General features: G+C 75.4%; 11 protein-coding genes, 1 tRNA gene and 1 pseudogene. 5 read left to right on the top strand and 8 right to left on the bottom strand.

From position 1 onward, the window contains the following. Nucleotide 1 precedes the first annotated feature (1 nt). Both ACTWQH_RS26575 and ACTWQH_RS26570 read left to right on the top strand, forming a co-directional pair. Nucleotides 2-1,627, top strand: coding sequence for an ABC transporter ATP-binding protein (locus tag ACTWQH_RS26575; protein WP_443289287.1), 1,626 nt, complete (start codon nucleotides 2-4; stop codon nucleotides 1,625-1,627). Further along, nucleotides 1,624-2,466, top strand: coding sequence for an ECF transporter S component (locus ACTWQH_RS26570; RefSeq protein WP_443289286.1), 843 nt, complete (start codon nucleotides 1,624-1,626; stop codon nucleotides 2,464-2,466). The genes ACTWQH_RS26575 and ACTWQH_RS26570 overlap by 4 nt, the downstream gene beginning before the upstream one ends. Before the next feature lie 3 nt (nucleotides 2,467-2,469). Here ACTWQH_RS26570 and ACTWQH_RS26565 read toward each other — a convergent pair whose 3' ends face one another. Continuing rightward, nucleotides 2,470-3,393 (bottom strand): peptidoglycan-binding protein, encoded by a 924-nt coding sequence (locus ACTWQH_RS26565; protein WP_443289285.1) that lies wholly within the window; start codon nucleotides 3,391-3,393, stop codon nucleotides 2,470-2,472. Nucleotides 3,394-3,813: 420 nt separating this feature from the next. Between ACTWQH_RS26565 and ACTWQH_RS26560 the strand changes: the two genes are divergently transcribed. Next, nucleotides 3,814-4,509: an HAD-IA family hydrolase gene (locus tag ACTWQH_RS26560; RefSeq protein WP_443289284.1), complete on the top strand. Its 696-nt coding sequence runs from the start codon at nucleotides 3,814-3,816 to the stop codon at nucleotides 4,507-4,509. Here the strand turns inward: ACTWQH_RS26560 and ACTWQH_RS26555 are convergent. Beyond that, nucleotides 4,506-5,123 carry a TMEM165/GDT1 family protein gene (locus ACTWQH_RS26555; RefSeq protein ID WP_443289283.1) on the bottom strand — a complete coding sequence of 206 codons (618 nt, stop codon included), beginning with the start codon at nucleotides 5,121-5,123 and terminating at the stop codon, nucleotides 4,506-4,508. The genes ACTWQH_RS26560 and ACTWQH_RS26555 overlap by 4 nt on opposite strands. Nucleotides 5,124-5,376: 253 nt before the next feature. Beyond that, on the bottom strand, nucleotides 5,377-5,973 hold the full coding sequence (locus tag ACTWQH_RS26550) for a superoxide dismutase family protein (protein ID WP_443289282.1): 597 nt from the start codon (nucleotides 5,971-5,973) through the stop codon (nucleotides 5,377-5,379). A 220-nt stretch (nucleotides 5,974-6,193) separates the two neighbouring features. Here ACTWQH_RS26550 and ACTWQH_RS26545 point away from each other — a divergent pair, with 220 nt between their 5' ends. Continuing rightward, a complete protein-coding gene (locus tag ACTWQH_RS26545) occupies nucleotides 6,194-6,847 on the top strand; it encodes a DedA family protein (protein WP_443289281.1) in 654 nt (217 codons plus the stop codon). 74 nt (nucleotides 6,848-6,921) lie between these two features. On the opposite strand, the gene ACTWQH_RS26540 is transcribed toward ACTWQH_RS26545, so the two are convergent. Continuing rightward, nucleotides 6,922-7,479, bottom strand: coding sequence for a TetR/AcrR family transcriptional regulator (locus ACTWQH_RS26540; protein ID WP_443289280.1), 558 nt, complete (start codon nucleotides 7,477-7,479; stop codon nucleotides 6,922-6,924). Nucleotides 7,480-7,538: 59 nt separating this feature from the next. Here ACTWQH_RS26540 and ACTWQH_RS26535 point away from each other — a divergent pair. Further along, nucleotides 7,539-7,942 (top strand): annotated as a pseudogene (locus ACTWQH_RS26535) (nuclear transport factor 2 family protein). A 44-nt stretch (nucleotides 7,943-7,986) separates the two neighbouring features. On the opposite strand, the gene ACTWQH_RS26530 reads toward ACTWQH_RS26535, so the two are convergent. From ACTWQH_RS26530 to ACTWQH_RS26515, 4 genes are all read right to left on the bottom strand, one after another. Beyond that, nucleotides 7,987-8,136: a hypothetical protein gene (locus ACTWQH_RS26530; RefSeq protein ID WP_443289279.1), complete on the bottom strand. Its 150-nt coding sequence runs from the start codon at nucleotides 8,134-8,136 to the stop codon at nucleotides 7,987-7,989. Nucleotides 8,137-8,161: 25 nt separating this feature from the next. Beyond that, complete coding sequence (locus tag ACTWQH_RS26525; RefSeq protein ID WP_443289278.1) at nucleotides 8,162-8,413, bottom strand: hypothetical protein; 252 nt, start codon at nucleotides 8,411-8,413, stop codon at nucleotides 8,162-8,164. A gap of 306 nt (nucleotides 8,414-8,719) precedes the next feature. Beyond that, entirely contained in the window at nucleotides 8,720-10,291 is a 1,572-nt protein-coding gene (locus tag ACTWQH_RS26520; protein WP_443289277.1) for a TROVE domain-containing protein, read from the bottom strand. A 104-nt stretch (nucleotides 10,292-10,395) separates the two neighbouring features. Next, a tRNA-OTHER gene (locus ACTWQH_RS26515) sits at nucleotides 10,396-10,524 on the bottom strand. Nucleotides 10,525-10,835: the final 311 nt, after the last annotated feature.

Genomic DNA, 10,835 nt, shown 5'->3' with positions numbered 1-10,835 from the left:
GATCACCTTCGACGACGTCACCGTCACCTACGACGGGGCCGCCGCGCCCGCGCTGCGCGGCGTGGACCTGACCATCCCCGAAGGGGAGCTGTGCCTGCTCGTCGGCCCCTCAGGCGCCGGCAAGTCGACCCTCCTGGGCGCCGTCTCGGGCCTCGTTCCCCACTTCACCGGCGGCACCCTTAGCGGCCGCGTCACCGTCGCCGGACGCGACACCCGCACGCACCGGCCGCGCGAGCTGGCCGACGTCGTGGGCACGGTCGGCCAGGATCCGCTGGCGCACTTCGTCACCGAAACCGTCGAGGACGAACTCGCCTACGGCATGGAGTCCCTGGGCGTCCCGCCCGCCACCATGCGCCGCCGCGTCGAGGAGACCCTCGACCTGCTGGGCCTGGCCCCGCTGCGCGACCGCCCCATCGCCACGCTCTCCGGCGGCCAGCAGCAGCGCGTCGCCATCGGCTCCGTCCTCACCTCCCACCCCCGCGTGCTGGTCCTCGACGAGCCGACCTCCGCCCTCGACCCGCCCGCCGCCGAGGAGGTGCTCGCCGTGCTGCAACGCCTCGTCCACGACCTCGGGACGACCGTGCTGATGGCCGAACACCGCCTGGAGCGCGTCGTCCAGTACGCCGACCGCGTGCTGCTGCTGCCCGCGCCCGGCGCCCCGCCCGTGCTCGGCGAGCCCGCCTCCGTCATGGCCCGATCCCCCGTGCACCCGCCGGTCGTCGCCCTCGGCCGGGTGGCGGGCTGGACGCCGCTGCCGCTCACCGTGCGCGACGCCCGCCGCCGCGCCGGGCCGCTCCGCGAACGCCTCGGCGCAGCGCAACGCCCTGTCCCCGCCACCGGTGACGGCCAGGTTCTCGCCGCCGCCGACCGGCTGACGGTCCGCCGGGGCCGCGCCGAGGTGCTGCGCGGCGTCGAGCTGCGCGTCGCCGCCGGGCAGATCGTGGCGTTGATGGGCCGCAACGGCGCGGGCAAGTCCACGCTGCTGCGGGCGTTCCTCGGCATGCACGCCCCCGCCTCCGGCGGCGTACGCCTCGCTGGCGTCCCCGGGCCGCCGCACCGCACGCGGCCCGCCGAGCTGCTGCGCCGCGCCGGGCTCGTGCCGCAGGACCCGCGCGACGTGCTGTTCGCGGAGACCGTGGCCGCCGAGTGCGCGGCGGCGGACGCCGACGCCGGGGCGGCGCCCGGCACGTGCCGCGCGCTGGTGACGCGGCTGCTGCCCGAGGTGCCCGACGCCGCCCACCCGCGCGACCTGTCCGAGGGGCAGCGCCTGGCGCTCGCCCTGGCCGTGATCCTGGCCGCCGCCCCTCCCCTGCTGCTGCTCGACGAGCCCACCCGCGGCCTGGACTACGCCGCCAAGGCGCGGCTCGCCGGCGTGCTGCGGGAGCTGGCGGCCGGCGGCCACGGCGTGGTGCTGGCCACCCACGACGTGGAGCTGGCCGCCGACCTCGCCGACCGCGTGGTGGTGCTCGCCGAGGGCGAGGTGGTGGCGGACGGGCCGACGGCCGAGGTCGTGGTCGCCTCACCGGCGTTCGCGCCGCAGGTGGCGAAGATACTCGCCACCCCCGCCGGGCCGGCGACCTGGCTGACGGCCGGCCAGGTCCGCGAGGCCCTGGGCGTCGCGCCGTGACCCGGCGGGTGAACCCGGTGCGGCTCGGCTGGCGTTCGGCCGCCGCGCTCGCGCTGGTGTCGGCGGTCGGCGTGGTGGCGTTCGGCTGGCCGCTGCTGGCACCCCCCGAGTCCGAGCTGGCCGGGCACTCGGCCGACGCGCCCTGGCTCTTCGCGCTGCTGCTGCCGCTGCTGCTGGCCGTGGTGGCCGCCACCATCGCCGACACCGGCATGGACGCCAAGGCCGTGGCGATGCTCGGCGTGCTGGCCGCGGCCGGGGCGGCGCTGCGCCCGCTGGGCGCGGGCACGGCCGGGCTCCAGCCGATGTTCTTCCTGATGGTGCTGGCCGGGCGGGTGCTCGGCCCCGGCTTCGGCTTCGTGCTGGGCGCGGTGTCGCTGTTCGCCTCGGCGCTGCTGACGGGCGGGGTGGGGCCGTGGCTGCCGTTCCAGATGCTGTCGATGGGCTGGGTCACCATGGGCGCCGGGCTGCTGCCGGGCGCGCACACCCTGCGCGGGCGCGGGGAGCTGCTGCTGGTGGCGGCGTACGGGGCGGTGTCCTCGGTCGGCTACGGGCTGGTGATGAACCTCCAGGGCTGGCCGTACCTGGCGGGGATGAGCTCGGGCATCTCGTTCGTGCCGGGGGATCCGCTGAGCGAGAACCTGGGCCGGTACGTGGCGTACGTGCTGGCGACCTCGCTCGGCTGGGACATCCCCCGGGCGCTGCTCACGGCGGTGCTGGTCCTGGCCTTCGGCGGCAGCGTGCTGCGGGCCCTGCGGCGCGCCACGCGCCGCGCGGCGTTCGACGTCCCGATCCGCTTCGAGGAGCCGGCCCGGGGCCGGCCGCCGCGCCTCGGGCCCTAGCCGTCACCCTCGGGGCTCCGCCGTGCTCTCCTCCAGGCGGGCGCGGGTGTTGACGCCGTAGACGCCCTCCTCGTCGCCCTGCACGCCGTACGAAACCTGGAAGGTGGCGACGGCCTCGCGCGTCGCCGCGTCGTAACGCCCGTGCGCCCGGCCCTCGTAGAGCCAGTTGAGCTGGAGCAGCCGCTTCTGGAGCTCGACGACCTCCGGTCCGCGGTCGCCCTCGCGCAGCACGAGCGGCACGGGGTTGTCGGTGGCGGTCGGGGCGGCCTGCCCGGGCGTGGGATCCGGGTCCGGTCCGGGGTCGGTGGGGCTGCCGGAGGCTAAGGACCCGCCGCCGTCCGTGGCGGCGGGCGAGGGCTCGGGGCTGGCCACGCTTCCGCTGCCCTCGGTCTCCCCCGGCGACGGCGAACGCCCGCCCCCCGGCGCCGGGTCGGCGTCCCCCGCCCCGCCCGGCGACTCGCTCGGGGTGTCGCGCGGCGGGCCATCCGGCGTCGCGTCCGGCGTCGCGTCGGACTCGCCGGACTCGCCGGACTCGGTGGGCCCGGTGGACTCGGTGGGCCCCGGCGTCGGCAGCCTGCCGCCGTCCGGCAACGCCCTGCTGGAGCCCTCGTCGCCCTCCGGGAGGCCGCCGAGGAAGGCGGCGGCCAGCGCCGTGCAGCCGACCACCGCCGCCACCGCGCCGCCCGCCGTCGCCGCGATCCGGCGGTGGCGGACGGCGCGGTGGCGGGGCCCGCGGCGGATCGGGGGCGGCTCCGGCCGGCTCGGCTCGGTCGGTTCGAGCGGGAAGCGGGCCACATCGGCCGGATCCGGGCCGTGTTCCGGCGGGCCGACCGGGCGGGAGAGGCTGTGCGTCAGGCAGTCGCAGGACGGCTCGCCGGACGGCAGCGCGGGCCGGCCGCACACCAGGCAGTCGGTCCCCCAGATCACCGCTGAATCACCGTGCCCCACCCCTTCCCCAGTCCCCGGAGCGGCGGTTGGCAGCGATTATGCACGAACGCCCACGTCCGCGCGGCCGGATCGGTCAACTCGGCGACGGCTTCACGACCGCTCGGTGAGCGGCTCCACGGCGGGCGGGAGCGCCCTGGTTCTTCCACGATGAACCCATGGCCGCAGCCGCTACCGAGGCGGGGACGGGCGTCGCGGAGCGCCTGGCGGCGGCGAGTGCCCGCGTCGTTGAACGGGCGGCGTCCCGCAGTCGAATTGTCGGGGAGGCGGCGGAGAGGGGGTGGCGGAGCCGGCCCGGGTTTTGTATCGTAATCAAACAAAGTGGTTCCGCCCGATTCCCCGACCACTGAAACCGGGCGGAGCCACTGGCATGTTTGCGCTACGAGCCCAGGAGTCCGCGCCATGACGACCGTGGAACTGACCGCCCGAGCCCTGCTGCTGGACATGGACGGCACCCTGGTCAACTCCGACGCCGTCGTCGAACACGTCTGGCGACGCTGGGCGGCCCGGCACGGCCTCGACATGGAGCGGGTGCTGAAGGTGGTCCACGGGCGGCAGGCGTACGTCACCATGGCCGAACTGCTCCCCGACCGGCCCATGGAGGTCAACCGCGCCGAGGGCGCCCGGCTGCTGGCCGAGGAGACCGCCACCGTCGAGGGCATCGTCCCCGTCGCGGGCGCGCCAGCGCTGCTGGCCGCCATCGCCGAGGCCCCCCACGCCCTGGTCACCTCGGCCGACCTCGCCCTGGCCACCGCCCGGATGCGGGCCGCCGGGCTGCCGATGCCCGAGGTGGTGATCACCGCCGAGTCGGTGAGCGCCAGCAAGCCCGACCCCGAGGGCTTCCTCAAGGCCGCCGCCGAGTTGGGGGCGGCCCCGGCCGAGTGCCTGGTCTTCGAGGACTCGGGCGCCGGGATCGCGGCGGGGCGCGCGGCCGGGATGCGGGTCATCGGCGTCGGCCCGCGCGCCGCCCAGTACGCGCCGACGGCGTGGGTGCCCACGCTGGAGCACCTGCGTGCCGAGCCGCTGTCCTTCCCGGGCGGCGGCGTCCGGCTCATCGTGGACGGCCCGGACGGCCCGGACGGCCCGGACGTGCGCTAGCCCGCGAGGGCCTCGAAGAGGCTGAAGCCCGCCAGCGCCAGCATCACCGCCGCCGCGACCGTGCTGATCACCCGCAGCGGCACCCAGCGCAGCAACGCCCGGCCGCCGAGGATGCCGAGCGCCGCGACCGACCACAGCGCCAGCGCCGAGCCCACCGCCACCGACAGCGGATCGTCGTAGCGGGCGGCGAGGTTGGCCGTCATGATCTGCGTGATGTCGCCGAACTCGGCGACCAGGATCAGCGTGAAGCCGCTGCCCGCCACGCGCCAGAACGACGGCTCGCTCGGCACCCGCACTGCACCCTCGTCGTCCTCCTCGCCCTCGTCGTCCTCCCCGGCGCCCTGCTTGCGCGCCTCGCGCAGGACCAGCACGGCGCCGCCCAGGAACAGCAGCCCCACCACGGCCTGGAGCGGGCGCTGCGGCAGCAGCGTGAGCACGCTCCCGGCGGCCACGGCCAGCACCACGTGCAGGACGAAGGCGGCGGCCACCCCGGCGAAGACGTAGCCCGCGCGGAACCGGGTGCCGAGCAGCAGACCGGCCAGGGCCGTCTTGTCGGGCAGCTCGGCCAGGACGATGACGCCGAAGACCACGGCGGCGGTGCTGAGGGAGAACATGGACGGTCAGTCGCTCCTCGTGTCGGCCGCCGCGCCGAGGAGCCCGCGGGGAGCGCACACTTCGGCACGGCAGCGGTCGTGGTGTGATCGCTGCGGCCGAAGGTCTCGCTGACGGGCTGCACGGCGTGACGCGCTGGGCCGCCGCCCGCTCCGGGCACCGGGCCCGCCGCCTTCCGGTGGCGGGCCAGTATGTCGATGGTCCGGCGAAGAGCTACTCCCCTTCAGTCCCCCACACCGTACCGCCGCCCGGCCCTCACTCGCCCGCGAAGGGCACCGTGAAGCAGGCCACACGCTCGCCGGCGTCACCCGGCGTTCCCCCGTGGTGGCCGCCGACGGCGGTGGCGTGCTCGTGCAGGACCACGGACCGCGCCTCGCCCTCCCGGAAGACCCACCCGTGGCGGGCCTCCTCCGCGCCCCGGCCCGAGGCGTCGGCGGTGAGGTCCAGCCACACCTCGTTCCGGGGGTTGGCCCGCCACGGCTCCTCGCCCGGGCGGTGCTGGTAGTGGCCGCCCGCGTCGTCGGGGTCGGCGGTGCAGGGGGCGGTGTGCACGTGGACGCCGAAGGCGTGGCCGGGTTCTACGCCCTCGACGGCCACGCTCACCACCATCGTCCCGTTCGTGACCCGCTGCCCGACGCCGATCCGCGCCCCGGCCGGGACCAGCTCCTCGTCGTACGTCACCGCCTGGAGGACCCCGCCGCCGCTCGGCGCCTCGAACTGCCCGCCCATCCGCAGCCCGTGGGCCGCGTGCCCCTCCCCCGCCCCCTGCACGGCCGCCGCGCCCCCGCCCGCCGCCAGGGCCACCGTCGCGGTCATCGTCACCGCGGTCATCGCCGTCATCGCCTCACGCATGCCACGCTCCCACCGTGTCCGTGTCCGTGTCCGTGTCCGTCCTGAGGTGAACAACGCCGCGCCCCGGCTCACGACACGGGTGTGATGGCGAGGTGCTGAGAGTGTCAACACACTCACCCCTGTACACCACTCGAACGTGCTAGGCGTACGCTGTACGGCGGAACGGGACGCTCGTTGGGGGGCGGCCCTCGGCAGTTGCGGTAGGGGAGCGGGGACCATCGTGGAGGAGACGTTGGGGATGCTGCTCTACGCCCCCTGGATCTACGTCATCGTCGCGGTCTCCATCCTGCTCGACGTCTTCGTGCCGGTGCTGCCCAGCGGGGCGCTCGTCGTGACCGCCGCGACCGTCGCCGCCGGCACCGCCGCCGACGTCGCGGGCCTGCCCTCCCCCGATTCCCACCTGCCTCCGCAGCTGTTCCTGCTCATCCTCTGCGCCGCCTGCGCGTCCTTCGTCGGCGACCTCGTCGCGTACCGGCTCGCCATGCACGGCGGGCGCCGCTTCAGCGACGCGATCGCCCGTTCGCGGCGGCTGACGGCAGCCCAGGAGCGGATCGGCGCGGCGCTGGCACGCGGCGGCGGCTCGCTGGTGGTGCTGGCCCGCTTCGCCCCCGCCGGGCGCGCCCTGGTCAGCCTCGGCGCGGGCGCGACCCACCGCCGGGCGCGCGAGTTCCTCCCCTGGTCGGCCCTGGCGGCCGTGGCCTGGACCGGCTACAGCGTGGGCCTCGGCTACCTGGGCGGCCAGCTCCTGGGCGCGAGCTGGTTTGCCACGGGCTTCTCCCTGCTGGCCCTGGTGGCGGCGGGCCTCCTCGCGGCGCGCCTCCTCCGGACCCCGAGCCCGGCGGAGCAGCAGCCAACCCCCGCAGCGACGCCGTGACGCGCTGAGGGCAGGAGCCGTCGTCAAGGAGAACCGGGGGCCAGGGCCCGGAGGCGGAGCCCTCGGCTCGGCGGCTAGTCCGCCGCCAGGCCCTCGCGCAGCAGCCGCAGCAGGCGCCGCGCGCGGTCGGCCCCACCGGCCGCGATCGCCGTCGCGCTCGTGAGCGCGAGCAGGTCCGCCACCGCCAGGTCCGCGCGGACCGCGCCGGCTTCCCGCGCCCGCGCCAGCAGCGCCTCCGCCATCGTCCTCATCAACGCGTGCCGGCGGTCGAAGAGCTCGCTGCGACGGGCGCCGCCGACCCCGCCGACGCCGTCGTCCGTGATCGCCAACGCCAGGTCACGCTTGGTCGCCACGTGCACCACGAACGCCTCGAGCCAGGCGAAGAGCGCCTCGGCAGGGGCGCGTTCCCGGCCCAGTTCCTCGCCGCGCCGGACGAGCGCGGCCACCTCGTCGGCGTACACCGCCACCAGCAGGTCGCCGCGGGTCGGAACGTGACGGTGGAGGGTGGCGTTGCCGACGCCCGCTCGGCGGTCCACCTCGTCGAGCGGGACCTCGGGCCCACGTTCGGCGAACAGCTCCCTGGACACCGCCAGCAGCAGCCCGGCGTTCCGCGCGGCGTCCGCCCTGCGCACCTCTGACCGTCCACGCGTTGCCAACCGGGGATCTCCCCGGAAGGAGGCTGAACGCCGCCATGTCACTCAGCACCGAGGACCGCACGGCCATCGCCGAGCTGATCGCACTCCACGGGCACCTCGCCGACGCGGGCGAACTCGACCGCATGGGCGAGGTGTTCACCGCGGACATCACCTATGACGTGACCGACCTGGGCCACGGCACCATCGAGGGTCTGCGGCCCTCCGTGACCCGGCCCTCGGCATGGGCGAGGCGAACCCGGTGGGTCACCACGTCACCAACACCGTCGTCACCGAAATCGCCGAGGACCGGGCGCGCGCCCTGTCCAAGGGCATCGGCGTCAACGCGGACGGCACGTGCGGCAGCGTGACCTACGAGGACGCCGTCGTACGCGGCGAGCGGGGCTGGCGCATCACCCACCGCCGGGTGCTGGCCCGCCGGGCCCCGCTCGGCGGCGGGTAGCGGCGCGCCGCGGCGGCGTCAGGGGGGCGGCGGCGTCACGCGGCTCAGCAGCCGCCTCCGCCGCCCCAGCCGTCGAACCATCCGCCGCCGCCCCCGGAGCCACCGCCCGAGCGGCGCCGTCCACGGCCGCCGCCCAGGGGGGAGACCAGCATGGCGAGGAAGAGCGCTCCGCACACCACGGCGATGATCGTCATCCCCGGTTCCATGGCGTCCCCCCTCTCAGCAGCCGCCCCCGCCGCCACCGCCGTCGCCGCCCCCACCGCCGCCACCGCAGTCGCCGCCCCAGCCGCCACCGCCACCACCGCCACCACCGCCACCGTCGAACCAGCCGCCACCGCCACCGTGCGAGCCGCCGCTGTAGGTGGGCCCGTAGTGACCGCTCCTGCGCTTCCTGCTGTCGTCGACGGCCAGCAGCACCACCACGAAGGCCAGCAGCAGCACCACCACGCCGAGAAAGATCATGGTCCCCATCGCATCCCCCTTCTTCGTTACCTCTACGACGCGCCGTCGCCCGGCACCGCTGCGCGCGCTCCGGAAGCGTCACACAATCTCCGCTTCCGGAGCGCGCGCCGCCGCTGGGTACGGCGCACGACGAACCGGCAGTGTGGGCCGCCCTCCCCGATGGCGGTGGGGCGTTCGAAGGCGAATCCGTGCCGCCACGTAGCGGTCGCCGCCGTCGCGGGACCACGGCGCTGACCTGCCTGTGCGGTTGTCAGCGCCGTGGCGGCGGCGACGGGGAGCGGGCGTCGACTCCGCTCCCCGCCCCGCGCCCCGGGCTCAGTTCTCCCACGGCCAGGCCGCGTCCGCGCCCGCCTCGACCAGGCCGACCAGCCGGAACGCCTGGTCGCTCAGGCCGCCGAAGACGTGCCGGTTGCCGTTGCCCGTGCCGGACGGGCCGTGGCCCGCCCGGTACCCGGCGAGGTTCCAGGTGTAGACCGGCACCTGCGGCGGAATCTGCGCCGTCGGGTCGCCGTGGTGGCTGTGGTGCGCCTGCTCGTCGGTGACGATCACCACCCGGTCGTGCCCGGCGTAGTGGCGCCGCACCGCCTCGGTGGTGTTGGTGCCACCGAGGTCGCCGAAGCGCTCCAGCACCCGCAGCACGGACTCGCCGCGCGCGAAGGGCACCGCGCGGCTGGACGTGCCGAACTCCACCAGGTCCGCCCGCTTCGCCCGCAGCGCGACCGCCGTGCCGAACACCGAGGCGGAGTCCGCCCGGTTGAGCTTCGTCCGCTGCGAGACCCCGCCGAACATGGACCCCGACCGGTCCACGAGGACCAGCGTGCGGCCCGGCAGAGTGGGCACGTTGCGCAGCGAGTGCCCCAGCGCCCGCTCCAGCGCCCACGCCCACCGCAGCGACGGCGCGTGCCGGTACGCCGCGAGGAACCGGAACGGGAACTGCCGCGAGCGCGCCACCTCGTCGGCGTCCGCCAGCCGCGCCGCGACGCGCCCGGCGACCTCGTCGGAGACGCCGGCCTCGTCGAAGTTCCGCAGGTTGCGCAGCAGCGCCATGTACCCCATGGAGGGGATGACGGACTCCCACGCCTGCCGGTCCATCGGGCCCTGGAGCCACCCGGCCAGCGCCTCCCAGGTGATGCCGGCGCGCGCCAGCCGCTCGCGCTCCCCGGCCAGCACCCGGCGGCGCTCGTCCACCGGCACGGCCATCAGCCGCTCCCGCTCGGCCAGCATCGCCAGCGACGCCGGAATCTCCTCCCCCCGGCCGTGGCGGCGGTCGATGGCGTGCCGGAACAGCTCGCCCTGCCACGGCCGCTCCGGGTCGGGTGCGGCGTGGACCAGTTCCAGCACGTCGCCGAAGCGGAACGCGTGCGAGGCGGTGTCGTACTTCAGCAGCGACCGCTCCGTGTACAGCCGCCGCGCCGCGTCCGCGACGCCGCGCTTGACCGGCTTGGGGATCGCCCGGCCGTACCGCGAGGTCCAGTAGCCCAGCATCTCCCCCGGCTCGTCGGCACGCCGCAGCACGGACGCCACGACCTGCCGCGACAGCCCCGCGGCGCCCGCGTCGAGCCGGGCCCTGGTGAACTCCGCAGCCCCGACGAGCGCGGCCGTGCGCATCTGGCCCTCGCCGCGCAGCCAGCCGAGGAGCCCGGCCGTCCACGCGGGGTCGGCCACCGCGAGCCGCCGCACGAGCCGCGCGTACCGCTCGTCGCGGTCGCCGCCGCGCTCGTAGAAGGTGTCCTGCCCGACCATGTTCGCGACGGCGAGCAGGAAGAGCTCGCCGCGCTGGTCGCGCAGGAATCCCAGGCCGCCCTCGTGGGTGGCCGTCCGGCGGCCAATGGAATTCACCGGAGAAAGGACCGCCCGGCGTACGGCGCGGGCATTGAAGCGTGCCACGACAAACCCCCTCATCGCTTTTCGGGGGAAGCCCAGAAAAAGGGGCGCCCGAGATCACGGCGACGGCGCGAACGCCCAACCAACAGGGCAACGGGGCCATGCGGTGGCCCCGAATGGAATCGAACCACTGAAGAACGCGCAATCTGCGCACCGGGCGCTCCGGTGCCTGGGCCTCCCGAGTTCACAGGCGGCTCCGGTACTTTCTCTTTCCCAAAACAGAAGCAACCAGGGCCTTCGCACCGGGAGGTGCGGACGTCTGAAGTTGTAGCAGGTGGATGACGGACGATGGACAGAAGCAGGCGGTCCAGAGTTCAAGGGTCGGCGACGGAACATAGGCGCTCTGCCTCTGAGCTACCGGCGCGAGAAAACGCCGGGCGGGATTCGAACCCGCGACCACCCGCTCCGAAGGCGAAGTAACCGTCTCCTTCGCACCTGGACCGCTTTCAGCGTATCCAGCAACTCCCGCAGCGCAAACGGAATTTCGGGCGCACGCCACCTCCCTCTGTGCCGACGGCGACACGCTGGGTGAATATGAAGGGACGTC

It is taken from the genome of Streptomyces sp. 6N223, from assembly GCF_052246635.1.
In the GTDB taxonomy this organism is placed as follows: domain Bacteria; phylum Actinomycetota; class Actinomycetes; order Streptomycetales; family Streptomycetaceae; genus Streptomyces.
The sequence above is the reverse complement of the archived record's forward strand: the minus strand, read 5'-3'. Positions and strand labels throughout refer to the sequence as shown.